This window comes from Paenibacillus sp. FSL R10-2734, from assembly GCF_037963865.1.
Classification (GTDB): domain Bacteria; phylum Bacillota; class Bacilli; order Paenibacillales; family Paenibacillaceae; genus Paenibacillus_AQ.
Window position 1 is genome coordinate 2,892,386 of sequence record NZ_CP150170.1, and the last position, 20,892, is coordinate 2,913,277.

Below are 20,892 nucleotides of genomic sequence, written 5' to 3' on the forward strand. Positions count from 1 at the left end.
CATCCCAGTACATTCTGGAATGGCCCTTCTATATTATAGACTAAAGTAGGATGATTTCTTCAGCAGTGTTAATCTCTGGTATACCAGCAAGCTTCACAAGAACTTGCTTAGGAACAGCTTTGTCAACGGTCAGCAGCATAATTGCAGCGCCCCCAACAATTTTACGTCCCACTTGCATGGAAGCGATATTGACATCGTTCTCGCCCAGAAGTGTACCTACAAGTCCGATTATCCCTACCTTGTCGTTATGGGATACGTAGATTTGATGACCTTCAGGAGCAATATCAACTGGGAACTTATTCACTTGAACAATCCGTTCTCCATATCCTTGTAGCAGTGTGCCAGCAACAAGATACTCTTGGTCACGATCGGCTTTTAGTGTAACAGTAATCAGGTTGGTAAAGCCCTTAGTTTTGGAAGCTTTAGTTACTACTACATTCACGTCACGTGTCTTCGCCAAATGCATGGAGTTTACGATATTAACATCCTCCGCAAAGTGGCGGGAGAGCACACCCTTTACGATGTAGCGAGTTAATGGCTGGGTATCGACATCTGAAAGATCCCCAGCATACTCAACATGGATCTCACGGATAGCTGCAGCCGTAATTTGGGTAACAAAGCTGCCCAGCTTTTCTCCAAGTGTGAAGTAAGGTTGAAGCTTATTCATTACACTTGGAGCCACTGGAGGAATGTTGACCGCGTTAATGAACGGTTCATTACGCAGAATATGCAGCACTTGCTCCGAAACATCGATCGCCACATTCTCTTGAGCTTCAATTGTAGAAGCACCAAGGTGAGGAGTCACGATGATTTTTGGATGAGACAGGAAAGGATGATCTGCTTGAGGCGGCTCTTTCTCGAATACGTCGAATGCAGCGCCAGCAACAATACCGCTATCTATAGCTTCTACTAATGCCATTTCATCAATTACACCACCACGGGCACAGTTGATGATGCGCATTCCCTTTTTCATCACCTCGAATTGCGGGCGAGAAATCATATGGCGTGTTTCCGGAGTAAGTGGAGTGTGCACAGTAATGAAGTCTGCTCCGCGAACAACATCGTCTACGGAAGCCAATTTAACTTCCATCTTTTCAGCACGTTCAGCTGTTAGGAAAGGATCAAAAGCAAGAATTTCCATACCGAAAGCTTTGGCACGTTTAGCCACTTCGCTACCGATTCTGCCCATTCCCAGTACACCTAAAGTTTTGCCACGAAGCTCTACACCTACGAATGTTTTTCTATCCCAGGTTCCACCGATTGTTTTTGCATAAGCTTGTGGAATGTGACGGGCCAGTGCCATCATCATTGCGAAAGCATGCTCACAAGTCGTAATCGTATTTCCATCCGGAGCATTGATTACAACAATACCACGCTTTGTTGCAGCATCCAGTTTGATATTATCTACACCAACACCTGCACGACCAATTACTTTTAGGTTTTTTCCTGCTTCGATGATTTTGTCTGTTACGGTAGTTTGACTGCGGACAAGTAAACCATCGTATTCACCGATAATTGCAATGAGTTCGTCTTCGCTGAGGCCTGTTTTTTTGTCAACAACTACATCTTCTGCGTCCATCAATTTTTGAATGCCCAAATCACTGATTGGATCCGATACTAATACTTTAAACATGGTTTCTTATCCCCCTTAAAGTTGAAAAGCTTTATATGTCGAGGACGCCTTTTTGGGCAATCCACAATACCTGAAGATTCACGAACTAGTAGAGAAAAAACATGTGATAATAGTAGATCAACGCGGTGTCGCATAAAAGAAGGAGCTTGCAGGAGTGCCGCGGAATCGGTAACTTTGGGCAAAAGGATAGTATTAAAAGGTTATTTAGGAATTAAAAAAACTCCCGACCCCCATACTACTGCCGTAGTAAGGGACGAGAGTTATCTTCGTGGTACCACCCTAATTCACTGCAACTTGGAAGAAGCAGCCTCATTGGCCTGTAAAGGCCACACTGGTAACGGAGTTGATCCGATTGCACCTACTTTAAGGTTCGATACAATATCTCAGGAGCGCTAAAGACATCTGTTTGTCACCGGTTTGCACCAACCACCGGCTCTCTGAAGACTTTCAGAATCTTTGTTCCATCATCGTTTTTGATTGATTAATTTTTTCATAATGTAACACGGTAATCTAGATGTGTCAATAGGCTTTGAAAGTAGGCTTTCTTGAAGTGAACTTCATTTTTCGTTATGATTCAATGACTGGTTCTATTCGTAAAAAAACGGGAGCTGTGGAATCGTCTCCTTGCTATAGTACTGTTCGCGCCACTTCATAAAATCCTCTACCTGTATAGCACCTGTGGAAATAAGCAGGGTTACTGAGGATTGAACATCGGTAAGATTCAATGAGCTGGCAGTACCAGAATGTATCAAATCATCTATTTTTGCTGTAATGTCCTGAGGATCGTAAGCTGAAAAAATTCCGCGATTCAACATCATATCCGCAATAGATGCGTTCTTTTGCAGGAGAGGCATTTTTTTCCACTGAACAAAAGACATGGTCTTAAGTTCACCAGCATCAGAAGGGATTTTCTGGTTTGTCTTAGAGCCCCATTTTAGCATAGAATCATAAAAGTTCTTTTGTCCTAACAATCCAAACTTAACAGCACCGACTGTAAAAGGATCATTTTTCAGCAATTTTGCCGTTTCTGCACCAGATGCACTTGCAGATATTTCACCAGAAGCTTTGGAGAATAGAGTTAGGCTCTTTAGTATATTGAGCTGTGATTGATGTAACAAAGGAGAGTTAGAAAAGATAGAGTCCTGGTTAACTCTCTCATATTGTTTATCTGCTAGAATGCTAAGATTCTTTATGGCTGCTGCGTTCACACGGGCATCTGTGCTGCGTGCTAGCTTGTCTACTTGTGTGTTCCAATTCTGCTTGAATTCCCGATAAGGCAAAAATACGTTATGATAGAAGGTAACAAGATCCTTTTGTTGATAAGAGCCTGTGAATTCTTCTAATCCAAATCCATTGCTGCTCTTTTGTTTTTCATATTTAGCTTCAGTTTTATCTGCGCCAACCTTCACGCCTGTGAAAAATGCGGCGAAGGCGCAAATTAGGAAAAACAAAAAGAATAGTGTGTATAACATTTGAGTACGGGAATTACGTTTGCTCATAATAAGTGCTCCTTTTTCTGGGGGAATTATCCTATGTATTATGTATTGATAGCAACCTTATGGACGGTTTCTCTTTCGGAGCTGCCCGAAAAAATTAAAGAACAGGCAGGTCACGATGAAAAAATTCAAATTTGGCGAGATTAAGATAAAAAAAGTAGAACCAGGCCAGTTAACAGACCGTCTTCTGCTCCTCAATCTCTACATTACTCAGGGGCTTACATTAATTATCGGTTTGATATGGATATTATTTCAGAAAAGAAACCCTTTTCAGCTATTAATTTTTCCAGAAAGCGTACATTTTGTGGCATGGGGCCTTGGACTGGCCGCTGTAATGCTGGTAGTAGATTATTTACTGACTCATATTGTACCTGAAGAAAGTATGGATGACGGGGGAATAAACGACCTTTTATTTCGAAATCGGCCCATATGGCATATTGTTGTAATTGCTGCAATGGTATCGATTTGTGAAGAGCTTCTGTTCAGAGGAGCTATTCAACATTCCATTGGCCCTTATTGGACGAGTATTTTATTTGCTCTTATTCATGTTCGTTATTTACGTCATTTCGTCCCTACCGGATGGGTATTCTTAAGCAGCTATGGTCTTGGATATATATACATTCATTCAGGAAGCCTTTGGGCACCTATACTATGTCATTTCTTCATCGACCTATTCTCTGGTCTGGTGATCCGCTACAGGAGGGAATCATGAGTGAGGAATTGAGCCGGTTGAAGTCTCGCCAGAAAAAACGTAGTAGCGAAGGCAAACCTTCTGGCAAAAGTAAAAAAGTGAATCCGCGATCGGAGGGAACTCCTAGGAAGAGCAGTCATTCACGGACAACAGCAACAACTTTATCAAGAAAAGCGCGCCGGACGGCAGCTTCTGTAAAGGGATCTACCAGTGGGAACAATGAGCAAGAAGAATCTATTCCGTCACGTTCGAATACGTATTCTTCAGAACGTGTTCGTCTTAGCAAAATGTTTGTGAATTCTCTGATCTTCATTTTTGTGATATTGCTGATAGCGCTCCTCTGGTGGGGAATTGAAGGGGCGCCGCCTTTGAGAACATTATGGTGATTTTTTGGATATGGGGATTGGTCGTGGCTGCGGTTTTGATCGCGGTAATAGTTGCAGTGATTATGGTAAGTAACGCCTTTAAAAACAAAATTATTACCGAGGAAATAATTTTGAAGTCGCTCCCTGATGTGTTTGATGGATTTCGTATCTTGTTTATAACCGACATTCATCGCCGTCGCCTTCCATCAGCGCTATTGACTCCGTTAAAGGGAAGTGTAGATGCTGTTTTGTTAGGCGGTGATCTAACGGAAAAAAACAGCCCTCTGAATCGACTGGTCGATAATATGAGTCTGGTCACCTCTATTGCTCCTACCTATGTTGTGCATGGGAATCATGATTACCGAGCCAATATATCATTGGTTGATCAGATTATTCGCGGCAGTGGTGCAAAGCTATTATTGGATGAAAATGTGAGCTTTGAACGTGAGGGTGTTTCTCTTTGGTTAACTGGAGTGGATTTTCCGAAAAAGGGTGGCAACGCTTCTTATCGTCTGTTACCACGATTAACGACACATGCTTCTATTAATGATACTTGTCGTATCATTCTTGTGCATGATCCATTATGGTTGTCCAAACAAAAAAGTGTGCCGGCTGATCTGATATTGGCAGGTCACACGCATGGAGGACAGGTTATTCTTCCTTTTTTAGGTCAAAGGCATGTAGAAACCTTCTATCATAAATATGACGCGGGAATGTTTCAATGGCCCAGGAGGGATGGGACCGGAAGGGATGCAAAGCTGTTGATCAGCAGAGGGTTTGGAACCTCTCACCTGCCGATCCGCTGGAGAAGTCCTGCTGAAATGCATGTACTAACCCTTCGTAAAGAGCAACATTAGGAAGAAGTCAATGTACAGCTGAACTGGTAGACAAAAACAGGTAACCACCTTTCGAATAAGGTGATTACCTGTTTTTATTTGTCCTATTTAAGAATTAGCGCATCTTAAGCTCAATGCTGCGAGGATCTACGAAGCTGTAGCCCTTGCCCTCAAGAGTAGTAAGCAGCTTATCCAATGCTTCGACGGTCCAAGGCAGCTCATGCATCAGAATATTACTGCCTGAATGCAACTGGTCCGTCACATTTTTGATTAATTTATCCGTTTTCCCAGTTTCTTTCTCTTTCATCTCCCAATCCAGAGATCCGTTGGACCAGGTCATATATAACATTCCATTCTCAGCGGCAATCTTTTTACCGACATCTCCGCCAGCACCATGTGGAGGTCGGAAGAAGTTAGGTGCTTCACCGATGATCTCCTTGACAGAGCTCTGAACGTCTTCGATTTGCTTCTTAACCTCTGTGTAAGACTTGTCCTTGAGAATAATATGATCCCAGCTATGGTTGCCGATAATTCCTCCGCGGTTATGAATTAACTCTAGAAGCTCGGGATGCGCTTTGACACGGTACCCGTTCACGAAGAAAATGGCTTTGGCCTGATGCTTGTCCAGAATATCCATTAATGGATTAATCATAGCCGCATCTTTGGGGCCATCGTCAAACGTAAGTAAAACAACTTTTTTATTTGTTGTTTCTTCGTTGGGGACAATATCATAATTTTTGTTCATATGGTACAGAAGTGGAACTTCAGCTGAGGACTTATCCCCAGTGGCAGTATTACTAGAGGCGGCTTCTCCACCCACAGTTGTTTGAGGTGTAGGACTGGCCGTAATTTCAGTTGTTGGTGTCTCGGTTTCTACGCTCTGAGTAGCTGCCGCTGTGGGCTGATTATTTGTAGTGTTTGTTTCCTTAGCTGTATTACCGTTTCCTCCGCTGTTGCCACAGGCTGTTAGCAGTAAGGTAGCCAGTAAGAGCACTGATGTCATTTTACCCACTTTTTTCAACTCGCTTTCTTGTTATTAGGTTGTATGAGCTGGAATCTTTCCGCGAACACTAAACATGATTTTACCATACAAGGAGGCTGGGAATATGAATACTTCGTCATTTTTATGTGGGGTGCTGATGGGCGCCGCAGCTAGTATGATTATGTCCAAAAAGCGGAATTCATTAATGTCTTCGCTGGGGCAATCGGGTGGTTCCATGAGCGGAGCCGCAGATAAAGCAAAAGAAAAAATAATTGGTATGGCTACGACAGGGTTTGGAAACACTGCTGCTTCAAGCAGCAATACTCAAAGTAATGGCTCGAACAGCGCAACCTCTGAGCATAAGACGGAATCGCCGGCAAAATCGAAAGAATCTAATCTTAAATTACTGAAGGACTTCATTCGCAACAATCCTGAAGTGAAGAGTGAAGTGGAACAGATTCTTAAAGAAACGCATACAGCCATACCGGGATTGTAACCGTAAAGAACTCCTTCAGAATCATTTTGGGGATGAAATATTCCACAGAATGATTCTTTTTTATTTTCAAGCCCATGAAAATGGTTTATGTAGTAGAATAAGCTCTTCAGTAGTGGCAACGCTTTAAGAGGATTTTATATATTTATTTACGTGCATTTATCTCTGCAAAATGATAACATACATACATAGTAACCATTTTTGGCTCATTACTCGGGACTCATCATACATTATAATAAATGAGCTTGCAAAAGGAGGATCCTGTCATGAGAATAGAGCGATTAAGTCAAGATAAGATACGGATTTTCCTCACTTTTGACGACCTGAGCGAGCGGGGCATCCAGAAGGAAGACATGTGGCAGGAAGTTCCCAAGGTTCATGACCTGTTTACGGAGATGATGGATCAAGCATATAGTGAACTAGGTTTTGATGCTACCGGTCCGCTTGCCGTAGAAGTTTTCGCATTGCCCGCGCAAGGCATGGTCGTTATAGTGACCCGAGGAAAATATGATCACCATCAGTACGGTGCGTCCGGGGAAGAAGAATTGCCAGAAGAGATTTATGAAATGGAAGTTACTCTTGAACAAAGCGACTCCATTGTATATGCATTCCGCGATTTCGAGGTTCTTGTTGAAGCGGCTCATGTGCTCATTGGTAATATTACTTCTCAGGGGAAACTGTATTCTTATAACAATAAATGGTATCTGTACTTCGATCCTAAGGAATTTGAAGAAACAGCATTGTCAGGCCTTGTTGGCGTATTAGCTGAGTTTGGAGATTCCTCACCGGTTACAGAAGCTGTTCTCGATGAATATGGGAAGACAGTAATGCCGGAGAATGCAGTCCAGTTATTGTGCACTCATTTTAAGCGTCAGGATTAATTAACAGGATGGGGCTGATTAAGCATCATTTTGCCTGATTAGCCCTAGCTTGTTCTTAGTGGTATGGCGGTCATTCTTGAATTAAAACTGTTATCTGCCTTGCTGTAAATCAGCAGAAATAGGCGCTTAGGGGTATAGGGAGGTTATTCGGTGCTCGTGTTATCGGTTATTTCGTCGGCAGTAGCGCCGGGACTTGCTCTGCTGACCTTTTTTTATCTGAAAGACAAGTATGATCAAGAACCGCTTCATATCGTCATTAAGGTGTTCCTTCTAGGCCTCCTGATTGTATTTCCTGTTATGATCATTCAGAGAGGGCTGATGCTAGGACTAAATGGCGGTCCTTATGTGGAGTCGTTTCTCATATCCGCTGGCGTGGAAGAATGTCTAAAATGGTTTGTGCTTTACCATATGATTTACAATCACACCGAATTTGACGAGCCATATGATGGGATACTATACGCCGTAGCGATTTCGCTCGGCTTCGCAACAATAGAAAATGTAATGTACGCTTGGTATAGCAATGCTTCAATCGGTTCCATGTTTCTGAGAGCACTGCTTCCGGTTTCCGGACACGCTATGTTTGGTGTAATCATGGGCTATCATTTAGGAAGAGCCAAGTTCTCAAAAGGGGCTAAAACAAAAGGGATTCTGTTGATCTCTATCTTGTTGCCGTGGTTGTGGCACGGGATTTATGACTTTATTTTGAGTACGACAGCCTACTGGATATGGTTTATTGTACCTTTGATGGCTATTCTATGGTATGGAACGATGGGGAAGGTGGATAGAGCTAATAGCCGGTCCCCTTTCCGCTTTCTGAAACGAGAAGAAGAGGTTAACCTATAATCGAGATGGACACACTTATACTCAAAGGATAGTTCCTTAGCGGGGAATTCCAGAGAGGAGAGAGGTGTCTTTTTTTGCGTATAAAAGTCCGTATACTTTGCAAACGGTGCGGTGAGACCTACATATTAAGAGGGATAAGAGAGCAGGGTGTTATTCAAACCGGCTTTAAGCAATGCCTTTGCAGTAATAGTAGTGGCTTTGAGATCGAAGAGAGAGCGTAAGAGCGTTGCTATGTAATTTTGGAGTAAAATGCTCTATTCAAATGATTTAGTCACATTGTGTTACAGACGGGTGCATAAGACTCCTAGTTTATTGTCAAACTAACGCCAATAAGCTATCGAAAGGAGTCTTGCAGCCCTATGTACAAAAGATTAAGTGCTGTTATGTTCCCGCTGACTGCGCTGCTGTTAATTGGAGCGCTTGTGTGGGGTTATCAGGAGAACCAGGAGAAGAATGCGATTCTAATTAAGGCGGAGAACCAATATCAGCGTGCCTTTCATGATTTGTCTTACCATGTGGAACGTCTTCATGGAGAGCTAGGGAACACCCTAGCTGTTAACTCCGCTTCTAACGGGATGCACCGCAAAGGACTTGTTAATGTCTGGCGGATGACAAGTGAGGCGCAAAACGAGATCAATCAGCTGCCACTCACCTTACTGCCATTTGTCAAAACGGAGGAGTTTCTGTCCAAAATCTCCAACTTTTCATACAAAGCTGGGATTCGTGACTTCACTAAGAAACCTTTAACAGATGGTGAATTGAGTAATTTAAAAGCATTATACAAGAGCTCAGGAGAAATCTCTAAAGATTTGCAAGAGGTTCAGAATAAAGTGATTGGCAGCCGCTTGCGCTGGATGGATGTTGAAACCGCACTGGCTACTGAGAATAAGGCAGAGGACAATTCAATTATTGACGGCTTCAAGTCGGTGGATAAACGTGTTGAGGGTTACCCTGAACTGGATTGGGGGCCTTCTGTTGCAAGTATCTACGATAAACGTTCCGTAAAAATGCTCGGAGGTACCCCTGTTTCAGTTGAAGATATCAAACGGAAGGCCATTAAGTTTGCTGATGCAGGATCCAACGCTAAGGTAGATGTTAAAGAAAACGGAAAAAATACGGAGTGGCCTTCCTATACGGCTACGGTCAGTGGTTCGAATAATAAGCAGATTGTCAGTATGGACTTCACCAAAAATGGTGGTTTGCTGATTTCCTATTATGATAACCGTGAGGTTGGTCCTGCTAAGGTATCTTTAGAAGAAGCAGTTACCAAGGCGGAGAAGTTTCTTGAAAAAAAGGGATATCCTCATATGACGGCAGTCAATGCTGACCGTTACGATAACATGGGGAATTTAACTTTTGTGACCAAACAGAATGATGTGTTGATTTATCCTGAAAAAATGACGATTCGTATAGGACTTGATACTGGATCAACAATAGGATTTGAGGCTAGCGAATATGTTAATGAACATAAGGACAATCGTAAGATTCCAAAGCCGAAGCTCACTCTTGCGGAAGCAAAGAAATTTCTGAATTCGGATTTCAAAGAGATTTACCATCGCAAGGCTTGGATTAAAAATGATGACTCAGTAGAAGTATTAACATACGAGTTTGGCGGAGAGGTAAATGGTACACAGTATCGTATTTATCTTAATGCGGATGATGGCATCGAGGAGTCTGTAGAAGAAATCAGGGCTTCTTCGGGATTGGAAAAAAAATAAAGTTATAAGGCGCATCCATTTATTTGGGTGTGCCTTCTTTTATTTTTCATATTCGAATAATATATCTCTCATTGGGTGATATTCCCATGCTATAATCATTGTTAGTATTTATTACTAAACTGATCTGGCGGTGACATCTTTGTATCCTAAAATTAATGAATATCTATACATACAGGTTGCTTCTAGTGACGCTTCTGAAGCAGAAGTTGAATATAGATCGAGAATTGCAGAGACAGAAGACAACGCGTTCCTGATTGAAATTCCTATGCAAGAGAGTAATGGTCATTTGAAAAAGCTTTTTATGGGGGACGAGCTTTCGGTTTATTTTATAACTGAGGGTGGTATTAAAAATTACTTTAATACACATGTTCTCGGTTTTAAAGAAGATGTAATTCGTATGGTCCGGATTCAAAAACCAGCGATGGATTCGATTTTTAAAATTCAGAGACGAAGCTTTTTTCGAGTCAATGCAGATCTTGAGTTAGCTGTGAAGGATAGCGCTGGTAATAGGTTTCTTGTACGTACAGATGATATCGGTGGCGGAGGGACCTCTTTTCTGGTGGATAACCAGGTAAAGATCGAAGTGGGAGGGAAATTGTCCTGCTGGGTTCTAGTGCCTTATCGAAACGGTAGTATTGAGCATGTGGACTTTGAAGGTGAAGTGGTTCGGATTAAAAGTCTTGAGAATGGGCGCCAATTAGCCATGCTGAAATTCGTAAGTATTACGGATAATGAGCGCCAGAAAGTAATACGTTACTGCTTCGAACGTCAGTTTGATTTCCGCAACCGATAGACATTTTTCTTAGCTCTATTAAGCGGTCTGATTTTGCACTGAAGTATAAACTGTGGTATAATTTTATAAGTCGCAGGCAATGCCTGCTTTTTTCTTGATAATATCATCAAGCATATCAATTGTATGTGCTCTTTGATATTGCAGGAACGAACTTGACATCGCTAGATGCTTTTCTTATGAAAGAGTGTTTGAGGAGGAATGCCCCGTTGGATAGGCAGGGTACACATACTTACGACAGAATTAACGTCGCCATCGACGGACCTGCCGGGGCAGGCAAGAGTACTGTAGCCCGATTGGTAGCCCAGAAGTTGTCTTATATTTATGTCGATACAGGTGCAATGTACCGGGCGATCACCTGGTATATGATCCGGGAAGGCATAGAACCGGAAGATCAGAATCAAGTGAACCAGAAAGTTCGCGACATGGTTATTGAGCTTATTCCGGAAAAAGACATCCAGAAGGTGCTGATTAATGGGGAAGACGTAACGCCGCATATTCGGAGTCTTCAGGTCAGCGGCCTTGTGTCGCAGTATTCGAAGATCGAAGGTGTAAGATCCAGACTTAGTCATTTGCAGCGTCAGATGGCGCTTCGCAAAGGCGTTGTAATGGATGGCCGCGATATCGGTACGACCGTACTGCCCGATGCCGAAGTGAAAATTTTTATGACGGCAAGTGTGGAAGAAAGAGCTCTCCGTCGTTATAAGGAATTGAGAGACGCGGAATCGGTGACACTTCAGCAGCTTGAACATGATATTGCTCAGCGGGATCGTCTGGACGAAGGACGGGAAATTTCACCGCTGCGCCGTGCGGAAGATGCAATTCTTCTGGACACGACCTTTATGGATATCGATCAAGCCGTGGAGGCCATTGTATCCCATTGTAGATCTCATGTTGACGGGGAGAGAAATCATTTATGATTTATGCAATTTGTGTTAGATTGCTTCGCTTGGTTTACGCAATTATTTTCCCGCTTAAGATTGTGGGGGAAGAGAATGTGCCAAAGGAGGGCGGGGTGCTGCTCTGTGCCAACCATATTAGTTTGCTGGATCCGATGACTATTGGGATTAAGCTAGACCGTCAGGTAAAGTATATGGCTAAGGCGGAACTTTTTGAGGTTCCTGTGCTTGGCTGGCTCATTAATAAATTGGGTGCTTTTCCGGTCAAACGTGGTGGTGTAAGCAAAGAATCCATTAAAACGGCCCTTAACACACTTCGTAGTGGTAATGTCATGGGTATCTTCCCGGAGGGTACACGTAACTCTGATGCCGGAGTTGCTAAGAAAGGTGCTGCAAGCTTCGCACTTCGAAGTGGCGCGGCAGTTGTTCCAGCCGCTATTGTCGGTGAGTACAAACCCTTTCGACGGATGGTTGTTGTCTATGGAGCTCCTATAGATCTCAGTCAATTTGCCGATGCAGGAAGTGAATCTCTCGAGGCTGTTACCGATGTCATTATGGAACGCATCCATGAGATGAGGAAGACGGGTATACCTAGCGCTAGTTAAGGGATAAGCGAAATATTAAATTTCGTTCAGTGCTATGATTAAATAACGGCATAGTCGCTATTTTTTGGAACATACTATCTTCAAGTGTAAATTGTAATGCCAAGCAGTGCTTGTTTTGAACTCTGCTATACGCAGGTTTAAATAAATGGGGTTTTGAATCGAGGAGGCTAATCACATGTCTGAAGAAATTAAAAATCAGGAAGCTACGGAGAATAATGAAACCGTAGAAGCGGTGGAATCCGCTGTGACAGAAAATAACGGAGCTGTAGAAGAAGTTGCTGCCGTTAACGAAGAAGAAGTGACTAACCAAGCTGACTTGGAAATCATTTCTTTGAAAAAAGGCGATACCGTGAAAGGAACAATCGTCAAAATCGAAGATAACCAAGCTTATGTAAGCATTGGATATAAATACGACGGTGTGATTCCGATTCGCGAATTGTCCGCAGTACAACTGGACAACGCTGCTGCAGCGGTAGAAGTTGGACAGGAAGTAGAATGTAAAGTGGTTAGCATCAACGACAACAAGGAAAGCCTTGTTCTTTCCAAACGTGCTGTTGATAGCGAAAAATCATGGGAAGATCTTGAGAAGTACTTTGCTTCCCAAGAAGCTTTCGAAGTTACTGTGGCTGACGTTGTTAAAGGCGGTCTAGTAGCTGATGTTGGAGCTCGTGGATTTATCCCAGCTTCCATGGTTGAGCGTCACTTCGTTGAAGATTTCAGCGATTACAAAGGCCGTACCTTGCGCGTTAAAGTGAAAGAACTTGACCGTGAGAACAGCAAAGTAATTCTGTCTGCTAAAGAAGTACTTGAAGAAGAGTTCGAAGCTAACAAGCTCAAAATTATGGCTGAACTGTCTGAAGGTCAAATCATCGAAGGTACTGTACAACGTCTAACTCAATTCGGCGCATTTGTTGATGTTGGCGGAGTTGATGGTCTTGTACACGTATCCGAAATCGCTTGGAATCACGTAGAGAAGCCATCTGATGTAGTATCCGAAGGTGATAAAGTACGTGTTAAAGTACTTAAGGTTGATCCTGAAAAAGGAAAAATCAGCCTGAGCATCAAAGCTGCTGCTCCAGGTCCTTGGGACTCTGCTGGCGGCGAAATCAACATCGGTGATGTTGTAACAGGTGTTGTGAAACGTCTTGTGAACTTCGGAGCATTCGTAGAATTGCTTCCAGGGGTGGAAGGTCTTGTGCACATTTCGCAAATCTCCCACAAACACATTGCAACTCCACACGAAGTTTTGAAAGAAGGACAAGAGGTTCAAGTGAAAGTTCTGGACTTCAATCCATCCGAGAAACGTGTTAGCCTGAGCATCAAAGAAACAGAAGAAGCTCCAGCACCAACTACTAGACCTGAACGCAGCAACAGCAGAGACAGAGCTCCTAAAGAAGTATTGAACAACCCTAACGTTTCTCTTAGCAACGAAGGCCTTAGCTTTACGCTTGCTGAACGTTTCGGTGACAAGTTGGACAAATTCAAAGGTAATAACTAATCCTGATTTTTGAATATACGGGTAAAGTAATCGGCGAGCCCTCGATACGGGGGTTCGCCGATTCTCTTTTTTCGGCAACAGAAAGATTTATCGAAGTTAACATGAGTGTTAGCCAATTTTAATGTTTTTTGCTATGATGAGTATCGTAAGGATGACAGGAGGAATGAATATGGCAAGACCCGTTGTGGCAATCGTTGGGAGGCCTAACGTCGGGAAATCGACGATTTTTAATCGGCTGATTGGCGATAGATTGGCCATTGTAGAAGATAAGCCGGGGATTACACGTGACCGGATTTATGGTATTTCAGATTGGAACGGTAAGTCGTTCAGTGTGATTGATACCGGAGGTATTGAAATTGATGGAGATGACACGATTCTGAAATCAATCCGCGTTCAGGCGGAGCTGGCGATCGAAGAAGCGGATGTTATTGTATTTATGTGTGAGGCGAAGAGTGGAGTAACGAATTCAGATGAAGAGGTAGCTCAAATTCTGTTCCGTTCAGGTAAACCAATCGTGCTTGCCATCAATAAAGTGGATAATATGAAGCGTGCAGATGATATTTATGAGTTCTATAGCTTGGGCTTTGGAGATCCAATCGGAATTTCCGGTAGTCATGGTACTGGACTCGGAGATTTGCTCGACGCTGTAGTAGAACGACTGCCAGAGAAAATAGATGATGAATATGATGACGATGTCATTCGCGTAGCTTTGATTGGCCGTCCGAATGTAGGTAAATCCTCTTTGGTTAACGCGATTCTAGGTGAAGAACGCGTTATCGTAAGTGATATTGCAGGTACTACACGAGATGCTATTGATACCCCCTTTGAACGTGATGGACAACGTTATGTGCTTATCGATACTGCGGGTATGCGCAAAAAAGGTAAAGTATATGAGAACATTGAGAAATACAGTGTTATGCGTGCAATGCGTGCGATTGAACGGGCTGATGTGGTTCTCGTTGTAATTAACGGCGAAGAGGGCATCATCGATCAGGACAAGCATATTGCTGGTTATGCACATGAAGCAGGTAAGGCATCTATTTTTGTTGTGAACAAATGGGATGCCATTGAGAAGGACGACAAGACTATGCAGAACTTCGAGACTAAGATTCGTGACCATTTCTTGTTTATGAGTTACGCACCGGTTGTCTTTTTGTCGGCTTTAACTAAGCAGCGCCTGCAAAAGCTCCTACCTGTGGTGCAGCATGTATCACAACAGCACGCACTACGCATTACTACGCATCTAGTGAACGACGTTGTATCTGATGCCATTGCGATTAACCCTCCACCAACTGACAAAGGCCGTCGCTTACGTATTAACTACGTAACACAGGTTGCTGTGAAGCCGCCGACGATCGTGGTGTTCGTGAATGATCCATCGCTGATGCACTTCTCCTATGAACGTTACCTGGAGAATAAAATCCGCGCGGCGTTTAACTTCGAGGGAACGCCAATCCGTCTCTTTACACGGCGCAAATCCGAGAACGAAGGTTAGGGGAGAAGAAGTGTGGCGCTTGAACTTCTGGTTATCGTTGTAAGCTATTTGCTTGGTTCGGTCAGCTTTAGTGTGCTGTTCGCCAAGCTCCTAAAGGGAATTGATATCCGTCAATATGGAAGCGGTAATGCAGGGGCTACCAATACACTTCGTGTACTGGGAAAAGGTCCTGCAATAGTAGTGTTGGTGCTGGATGTTCTGAAGGGCGTGGCCGCAGTTTGGTTAGGAACCTGGGTAGGTGGCTGGGGAACCTGGGTTCCTGCTCTTTGCGGGATCGCTGCCATTGTCGGACATAATTGGCCGCTCTACTTTCGCTTCCGTGGAGGGAAAGGCATCGCTACTACGATTGGCGTTATGGTCACACTTTGTTTGTGGCCAGCGCTGCTCGCCGGTATCATCGCTATAGGGTCTATCTTTATCACTCGTTACGTGTCACTTGGCTCGTTAATATTTGTTGCGCTGACACCTGTGTTTCTATTGTTAACAGGATTTACTCAACCTGTTCTCTGGACTAGTCTTATTATTGCAGTCTTTGCCTTCTGGCGGCACCGGACGAATATTGTGAAGATTGCAGAGGGCCGTGAGAACAAGATAGGCTCTAAAGTTAAAGGAGGGAATCGTGTTGTCTGATAAAGTTACCGTACTAGTAGCGGGGAGCTGGGGAACTGCGCTGGCAAGTGTGCTGGCTGCTAACCACTCGGAAGTTTATCTGTGGACACGTAACTCTGATCAAGCTGCCGAGATCAATGGTTCTCATATGAATAATAAGTATTTACCCGGGATCTCGCTTCCTGTTAACATCATTGCAACCACGGATATGGAGACAGCAGTCTCCGGTTCTAAAGCGGTTGTTATTGTGGCGCCGTCTTCAGGTATGCGGCAGGTTGCTCGTAGTCTGAAGTCATTCTGGAAGCCTGATATGCTAGTCGTTCATGCTACGAAGGGCTTTGAGACAGAAAGCAAAAAGCGGATGTCAGTCGTAATTGCTGAGGAACTCGGCTGTGACGAAGGGCAGATTGTCGTACTCTCCGGACCGAGCCATGCAGAGGAAGTAGTGCGCTTGTGTCCTACCACAGTTGTTGTGGCTTCACCTGATGATAAACGTACTGCAGAAGCGCAGGAATTGTTCATTAACAACGATTTCCGTGTATATACGAACCGAGATCAGGTAGGAGTTGAGCTTGCTGGTGCACTAAAGAATATTATTGCACTCGGCGCAGGTCTATCCGATGGTCTTGGATTTGGGGATAACGCTAAAGCGGCGCTTCTGACACGTGGACTGGCCGAGATTTCTCGGGTGGGAGTTGAGCTTGGAGCGAATCCTTTGACCTTTGCAGGGCTTGCAGGAATTGGCGATCTAGTAGTGACTGCTACAAGCAAGCACAGCCGTAACTGGCGCGCAGGCTTTATGCTCGGGCAAGGGAAACCACTGGATGAGGTGCTGGAGTCGATGGGAATGGTTGTCGAAGGTATTCGTACTACGGAAGCAGCGTATGCCATTTCCATCAAGCTAGATGTCCAGATGCCCATTACGGATCAAATTTATCATGTTCTTTTTCAAGGTAGAAGCCCACGTAATGCTGTTGAAGCTTTGATGGGCCGTGATCGTAAGCCTGAGCTTGAGACGATATCTCAGGAAACTTGGGAGCAGTGGCATTCCTGATCCTGTTCACCTTTTTCCGCCAATTCTCATATGTTGTATTGGGGATTGACGGAGGAGGGATGAAAAGTGAGCAGAGATTTTTCCAAGGATGCATTGAACGCCATTAACAAAAAGGCGGGCAAGAACATTACGGAAAGTGCCGTCAAAAAGCTAGCCAGTACGGTCAAGCCAGGAACTACGCAGAACGAAGCCCAGCTCCGCCAGTTAATTAAGCAGGTGTCATCGATGGCGAAAGTGCCGGTCAGTGAAGCTACAGTGCAGGAAATTATCAATGCCGTCAAAAAAGGCGGCGCAGGTTCCAGCACAATGGAGTCTTTAATGAAAATGATGCTTAAAAAATAGCTTCAGGTTGGGTGAGCAAAAGATTCAGAATCCAAACAGATTCTGTTATCTTTTGCTCTTTTTTGTATGACTTGAAAAACTCTTACAAGATGAATTATCTTAATAATAATATATAAAAAAAGATGTTTTTTTACAGAATAGGATAAGGTCGTGATATAATAGTCCCTAATATATTACAGGTGAATGGGGGCTTTGAGCATGGATCCGATGACAAAAATGTGGTTGTCCCTGATTGCAATGCTGGTTATGGGATTGTCTGTGTTTCTAATAACGTTTGCTCGGAGCAAAACAAAAGGATTGCTCAAGGCACTGCTATCTATCATAGCGTTTGTCATCATGTTAGTTGGTCTTTTGGGCGGAGTCGTTTCGATTATGTAAGCAGTTACACAGCGTTAAGGAAGGAAGTAACATCATGAAATTGCAAAATGGCGTCACCGTTGTATTTCAACCTGAAGGTCGAAAAGCTGTCGTTAACCGCGGCATATCGTTACTGGAGGCAGCTCGAAAAGCCGGAGTCACGATAACCACACGCTGTGGTGGCAAAGCTGGCTGTCTGATGTGCAAGGTAAAAATTGCGAATGAAGAGGCTAATGCGGTGAGACCTCCAGGTGATATTGAACGGCGTAAGCTTGGAACTGCGTTAGAAGAAGGGATGCGTCTGGCCTGTCAGGCTGCCGTGTGGAGCGATGTGACCGTTCAGGTACCAGAAGATCCACTTAAGGCTGCTGTGCGCCGTAAGCTTGAAGCTGCGCGGCGTGGGGAAGAAGATGAGCTGTGGTAGAGTAAGATTGTCACCGTGGGAGGGACTCGGTTGGAGTTTATAAGAAGAAAGAAGAAGCTGAAGGCAGGAGCAAGACTTTGTCTAGTAGTGGTGTCGATCGCTCTTACTCTTTCGGGTTGTCTGTATCCTGGAGAAGAGAAGCGGGCTAGCGTTAATTATCGAGAAAGTGTTAAGCGGATACAAGCAGCTGTTGATGATTATCAACAAGAGGAAGGTGTGCTTCCGATTCTTAATGCGGATCAAACAACTCCAAGATATGAGAAGTTCCGTATAGACCTGGGTAAGCTGAACAATAAGGGATATTTAGACGATATTCCTGATACGGCTTTTGAACAGGGGGGAAGTGCTTATTTTCTTATTTTGAATGAGGAAAGTGATCCAGTTGTTAAGGTAATGGACCTTGTTACAGTTCAGAAGGTGAATGATGTACAGCGTCAGATTAATCGTTATAAATCAGCTCATGACGGCGCTCTGCCCGTGCTTGATGAGCTATATCCTGGATTGTACACCATTGATCATAAGAAAGCAGGTACAAGCTCCATATCATTAACTAGCGTCTATTCTGGTCAGATTCTTGATTTCATCATGGATAAGGCTGGAATTGTCTACGTAGATTATGTCTTTGATATTATGGCTGCCATCGATAAGAAGGGTGGAGAACATGACGAGAAAAAGGATTTACGACTGGATTTGGAGGAAGCCTCCTATTATGTGCCAGTGAAGTCATTGCCGTATCTATGGATTAACAATCAGCCGGTTCCCCAACCTCCTAGTTAACAGTACATATAGAAATGTTATTCAAAAGTAGAACTGCCCGAACATCGGTTTCAAGCCGAGCGGGGCAGTTCTTTTTTGATACATTAGCTGTTCTATCAATGAATCCTACCACATATGATGGATGAGAAAGCTTCCGGGCGTCAGACGCCTTGCGGCGCGCACAACTAATTTTTAGAAATTACATTGCAAAATGCGCGAATACGGGTCATAAATTCGTTCCGGATACATATGATGATACTAGTCCAAATGCATGTCCGAGCATTCGGAGTTTAGCGCGGGGCAAGTACGTCCCGGTCGAAAGCAGCTAGGCTTCGGGCGGGCATACGATAAGTCCGGTTGATGTCCTGCAAGGGTCAGATTACCGGCGGAACGCGAAGTCGATGCTCTTCAGGCATTTTTTCTTCGGAGTAATATGAGGAGGGGATCTCTTTTGGAAAAAGTGGATATTTTCAAGGACATTGCCGAGCGTACCGGCGGAGACATTTATCTTGGCGTCGTCGGCGCGGTTCGCACGGGGAAATCGACATTCATTAAACGCTTCATGGAAACAATTGTCCTGCCTAACATCACGAATGAGGCAGATCGGGTAAGAGCTGTGGATGAGCTTCCGCAAAGCGCAGCAGGCAAAACAATTATGACCACTGAACCTAAGTTCGTGCCTAACAACGCAGTCCAAATCAAGGTTGCGGAAGGGCTTGAAGTTAATGTTCGACTGGTAGACTGTGTGGGTTACGCTGTAGAAGGCGCTAAAGGCTACGAGGATGAGAATGGACCACGAATGATCTCTACGCCTTGGTTTGAGGAGCCAATTCCTTTTCAGGAAGCGGCAGAGATCGGGACACGTAAGGTCATCCAGGAGCATTCAACGCTTGGTGTTGTGGTAACAACAGATGGAACGATTGCAGAAATTCCGCGGAACTCGTACGTGGATTCTGAAGAGCGTGTCATTGCGGAGCTGAAGGAAGTGGGTAAGCCATTTGTACTGGTCATTAACTCCACTCGGCCACGCAGTGAGGAAGCGCAGCAGCTCCGCAACGAGCTAGCCGTCAAATACGATATCCCTGTTATGACGCTTAGCGCGGCAAACATGACTGAAGAAGATGTTACCGGTGTACTGCGTGAGGTATTGTACGAATTCCCTGTACATGAAGTGAATGTGAACTTGCCAAGCTGGGTCATGGTGCTTGGAGAGAATCACTGGCTGCGTAGTAGCTATGAGAACTCCGTCCGCGATACGGTAAAGGACATTCGCCGCTTACGGGATGTTGACCGGCTCGTATCACAGTTTACAGAGTATGATTTTATCGATAAAGCTGGCCTAAGTGGGATGAACATGGGTCAGGGAGTAGCAGAGATTGATCTTTATGCCCCAGAAGAGCTGTATGATCAGGTTCTGATGGAGGTAGTAGGGGTTGAGATCCGCGGCAAGGATCATTTGCTCCAGCTGATGCAGGAATTCTCACATGCGAAAAGGGAGTACGACCGTTTCTCGGAAGCTTTAGAAATGGTCAAGACAACTGGTTATGGTATTGCTGCTCCTTCGTTAGCTGAAATGGCTCTAGATGAACCAGAACTTATTCGTCAAGGCTCTCGCTTCGGAGTTCGCTTAAAGGCTACCGCACCATCTATTCATATGATTCGTGTTGATGTTGAATCTGAATTCTCACCAATCATTGGTACAGAGAAGCAAAGTGAAGAGTTGGTTCGCTATCTGATGCAGGACTTCGAGAATGACCCGATTAAGATTTGGGAATCCGATATTTTTGGGCGCTCCTTGCACTCCATTGTGAGGGAAGGTATTCAAGGCAAGATTGCGATGATGCCGGATAATGCCCGCTACAAATTACAAGAAACGCTTGGTCGGATCATAAATGAAGGCTCAGGCGGATTAATTGCAATTATTCTTTAAGCTAAATTTGAGTGATTCGAAGAGTGGGAGAAATCCCACTCTTTTTATGTGCAAAAATAATGAAACTTGATTCTTATTTCCTACAATAACGGTGAATCTGACTCAATTTTTCTTATGAAATGAAAGAGTTATACTGGTCTAATAGGTCTAAAAAATTTGAGGAAAAATAGATGATTATGCAAGCATTTATGATAA

22 protein-coding genes and 1 other annotated feature are annotated in these 20,892 nt (G+C 43.9%); of the genes, 19 read left to right on the top strand and 3 right to left on the bottom strand.

All coding sequences use genetic code 11. From position 1 onward, the window contains the following. Positions 1-40: 40 nt before the first annotated feature. Positions 41-1,633 (bottom strand): phosphoglycerate dehydrogenase, encoded by a 1,593-nt coding sequence (serA, locus tag NSS67_RS12540; protein WP_339319834.1) that lies wholly within the window; start codon positions 1,631-1,633, stop codon positions 41-43. A 246-nt stretch (positions 1,634-1,879) separates the two neighbouring features. Next, positions 1,880-2,110 (bottom strand) — a binding site (T-box leader). Positions 2,111-2,220: 110 nt separating this feature from the next. Then, complete coding sequence (locus tag NSS67_RS12545; protein ID WP_339319835.1) at positions 2,221-3,132, bottom strand: hypothetical protein; 912 nt, start codon at positions 3,130-3,132, stop codon at positions 2,221-2,223. 115 nt (positions 3,133-3,247) lie between these two features. On the opposite strand from NSS67_RS12545, the gene NSS67_RS12550 reads away from it, so the two are divergent. Genes NSS67_RS12550 through NSS67_RS12560 form a run of 3 tightly spaced genes read left to right on the top strand, consistent with a single transcriptional unit; the run spans position 3,248 to position 5,042 of the window. Next, positions 3,248-3,841: a CPBP family intramembrane glutamic endopeptidase gene (locus NSS67_RS12550; protein ID WP_339319836.1), complete on the top strand. Its 594-nt coding sequence runs from the start codon at positions 3,248-3,250 to the stop codon at positions 3,839-3,841. Further along, positions 3,838-4,206, top strand: a complete 369-nt coding sequence (locus tag NSS67_RS12555; protein ID WP_339319837.1) for a hypothetical protein — start codon at positions 3,838-3,840, stop codon at positions 4,204-4,206. Before NSS67_RS12550 ends, NSS67_RS12555 begins: the two co-directional genes overlap by 4 nt. After that, a complete protein-coding gene (locus NSS67_RS12560) occupies positions 4,200-5,042 on the top strand; it encodes a metallophosphoesterase (protein WP_339319838.1) in 843 nt (280 codons plus the stop codon). The genes NSS67_RS12555 and NSS67_RS12560 overlap by 7 nt, the downstream gene beginning before the upstream one ends. Before the next feature lie 94 nt (positions 5,043-5,136). Here the strand turns inward: NSS67_RS12560 and NSS67_RS12565 are convergent, their stop codons facing one another. Then, positions 5,137-6,033: a polysaccharide deacetylase family protein gene (locus NSS67_RS12565; protein WP_339320588.1), complete on the bottom strand. Its 897-nt coding sequence runs from the start codon at positions 6,031-6,033 to the stop codon at positions 5,137-5,139. Positions 6,034-6,127: 94 nt separating this feature from the next. Between NSS67_RS12565 and NSS67_RS12570 the strand changes: the two genes are divergently transcribed. The 16 genes from NSS67_RS12570 to spoIVA all read left to right on the top strand — a co-directional run bounded on the left by NSS67_RS12570 (position 6,128) and on the right by spoIVA (position 20,697). Then, the gene (locus NSS67_RS12570; RefSeq protein ID WP_339319839.1) at positions 6,128-6,499 is read left to right on the top strand and encodes a hypothetical protein; all 372 of its coding nucleotides are present in this window, start codon (positions 6,128-6,130) and stop codon (positions 6,497-6,499) included. A gap of 263 nt (positions 6,500-6,762) precedes the next feature. Next, positions 6,763-7,377, top strand: coding sequence for a genetic competence negative regulator (locus NSS67_RS12575; protein ID WP_042190227.1), 615 nt, complete (start codon positions 6,763-6,765; stop codon positions 7,375-7,377). Positions 7,378-7,527: 150 nt separating this feature from the next. Continuing rightward, positions 7,528-8,220 (top strand): glutamic-type intramembrane protease PrsW, encoded by a 693-nt coding sequence (gene prsW, locus NSS67_RS12580; protein ID WP_339319840.1) that lies wholly within the window; start codon positions 7,528-7,530, stop codon positions 8,218-8,220. 359 nt (positions 8,221-8,579) lie between these two features. Then, positions 8,580-9,938 (top strand): germination protein YpeB, encoded by a 1,359-nt coding sequence (ypeB, locus tag NSS67_RS12585; RefSeq protein WP_339319841.1) that lies wholly within the window; start codon positions 8,580-8,582, stop codon positions 9,936-9,938. Between the two features lie 139 nt (positions 9,939-10,077). Then, positions 10,078-10,731 carry a flagellar brake domain-containing protein gene (locus NSS67_RS12590; protein ID WP_339319842.1) on the top strand — a complete coding sequence of 218 codons (654 nt, stop codon included), beginning with the start codon at positions 10,078-10,080 and terminating at the stop codon, positions 10,729-10,731. Positions 10,732-10,907: 176 nt separating this feature from the next. Then, positions 10,908-11,648 (top strand): (d)CMP kinase, encoded by a 741-nt coding sequence (gene cmk / locus NSS67_RS12595; RefSeq protein ID WP_339319843.1) that lies wholly within the window; start codon positions 10,908-10,910, stop codon positions 11,646-11,648. Then, entirely contained in the window at positions 11,645-12,232 is a 588-nt protein-coding gene (locus NSS67_RS12600) for a lysophospholipid acyltransferase family protein (RefSeq protein WP_339319844.1), read from the top strand. The genes cmk and NSS67_RS12600 overlap by 4 nt, the downstream gene beginning before the upstream one ends. A gap of 175 nt (positions 12,233-12,407) precedes the next feature. Next, positions 12,408-13,730, top strand: a complete 1,323-nt coding sequence (gene rpsA / locus NSS67_RS12605) for a 30S ribosomal protein S1 (RefSeq protein ID WP_339319845.1) — start codon at positions 12,408-12,410, stop codon at positions 13,728-13,730. A 169-nt stretch (positions 13,731-13,899) separates the two neighbouring features. Further along, on the top strand, positions 13,900-15,225 hold the full coding sequence (gene der / locus NSS67_RS12610; RefSeq protein WP_283908310.1) for a ribosome biogenesis GTPase Der: 1,326 nt from the start codon (positions 13,900-13,902) through the stop codon (positions 15,223-15,225). 12 nt (positions 15,226-15,237) lie between these two features. After that, positions 15,238-15,855 (top strand): glycerol-3-phosphate 1-O-acyltransferase PlsY, encoded by a 618-nt coding sequence (gene plsY / locus NSS67_RS12615; protein WP_339319846.1) that lies wholly within the window; start codon positions 15,238-15,240, stop codon positions 15,853-15,855. Beyond that, positions 15,848-16,888 carry an NAD(P)H-dependent glycerol-3-phosphate dehydrogenase gene (locus NSS67_RS12620; protein WP_339319847.1) on the top strand — a complete coding sequence of 347 codons (1,041 nt, stop codon included), beginning with the start codon at positions 15,848-15,850 and terminating at the stop codon, positions 16,886-16,888. Before plsY ends, NSS67_RS12620 begins: the two co-directional genes overlap by 8 nt. 66 nt (positions 16,889-16,954) lie before the next feature. Beyond that, positions 16,955-17,230 (top strand): stage VI sporulation protein F, encoded by a 276-nt coding sequence (locus NSS67_RS12625; RefSeq protein ID WP_038572437.1) that lies wholly within the window; start codon positions 16,955-16,957, stop codon positions 17,228-17,230. 198 nt (positions 17,231-17,428) lie between these two features. Further along, complete coding sequence (locus tag NSS67_RS12630) at positions 17,429-17,608, top strand: DUF2768 family protein (RefSeq protein ID WP_339319848.1); 180 nt, start codon at positions 17,429-17,431, stop codon at positions 17,606-17,608. 34 nt (positions 17,609-17,642) lie between these two features. After that, on the top strand, positions 17,643-18,011 hold the full coding sequence (locus NSS67_RS12635; RefSeq protein ID WP_339319849.1) for a 2Fe-2S iron-sulfur cluster-binding protein: 369 nt from the start codon (positions 17,643-17,645) through the stop codon (positions 18,009-18,011). Positions 18,012-18,041: 30 nt separating this feature from the next. Then, positions 18,042-18,788: a hypothetical protein gene (locus NSS67_RS12640; protein ID WP_339319850.1), complete on the top strand. Its 747-nt coding sequence runs from the start codon at positions 18,042-18,044 to the stop codon at positions 18,786-18,788. A 430-nt stretch (positions 18,789-19,218) separates the two neighbouring features. Beyond that, on the top strand, positions 19,219-20,697 hold the full coding sequence (gene spoIVA / locus NSS67_RS12645) for a stage IV sporulation protein A (RefSeq protein ID WP_339319851.1): 1,479 nt from the start codon (positions 19,219-19,221) through the stop codon (positions 20,695-20,697). The last annotated feature ends 195 nt before the right edge of the window (positions 20,698-20,892 follow it).

Excerpts from the sequence above, each read along its gene's own strand:
- serA (WP_339319834.1), bottom strand. The coding sequence starts at position 1,633 with ATGTTTAAAGTATTAGTATCGGATCCAATCAGTGATTTGGGCATTCAA.
- NSS67_RS12545 (WP_339319835.1), bottom strand. The coding sequence starts at position 3,132 with ATGAGCAAACGTAATTCCCGTACTCAAATGTTATACACACTATTCTTT.
- NSS67_RS12550 (WP_339319836.1), top strand. The coding sequence starts at position 3,248 with ATGAAAAAATTCAAATTTGGCGAGATTAAGATAAAAAAAGTAGAACCA.
- NSS67_RS12555 (WP_339319837.1), top strand. The coding sequence starts at position 3,838 with ATGAGTGAGGAATTGAGCCGGTTGAAGTCTCGCCAGAAAAAACGTAGT.
- NSS67_RS12560 (WP_339319838.1), top strand. The coding sequence starts at position 4,200 with ATGGTGATTTTTTGGATATGGGGATTGGTCGTGGCTGCGGTTTTGATC.
- NSS67_RS12570 (WP_339319839.1), top strand. The coding sequence starts at position 6,128 with ATGAATACTTCGTCATTTTTATGTGGGGTGCTGATGGGCGCCGCAGCT.
- NSS67_RS12575 (WP_042190227.1), top strand. The coding sequence starts at position 6,763 with ATGAGAATAGAGCGATTAAGTCAAGATAAGATACGGATTTTCCTCACT.
- ypeB (WP_339319841.1), top strand. The coding sequence starts at position 8,580 with ATGTACAAAAGATTAAGTGCTGTTATGTTCCCGCTGACTGCGCTGCTG.
- cmk (WP_339319843.1), top strand. The coding sequence starts at position 10,908 with ATGAAAGAGTGTTTGAGGAGGAATGCCCCGTTGGATAGGCAGGGTACA.
- NSS67_RS12600 (WP_339319844.1), top strand. The coding sequence starts at position 11,645 with ATGATTTATGCAATTTGTGTTAGATTGCTTCGCTTGGTTTACGCAATT.
- rpsA (WP_339319845.1), top strand. The coding sequence starts at position 12,408 with ATGTCTGAAGAAATTAAAAATCAGGAAGCTACGGAGAATAATGAAACC.
- der (WP_283908310.1), top strand. The coding sequence starts at position 13,900 with ATGGCAAGACCCGTTGTGGCAATCGTTGGGAGGCCTAACGTCGGGAAA.
- NSS67_RS12630 (WP_339319848.1), top strand. The coding sequence starts at position 17,429 with ATGGATCCGATGACAAAAATGTGGTTGTCCCTGATTGCAATGCTGGTT.
- NSS67_RS12635 (WP_339319849.1), top strand. The coding sequence starts at position 17,643 with ATGAAATTGCAAAATGGCGTCACCGTTGTATTTCAACCTGAAGGTCGA.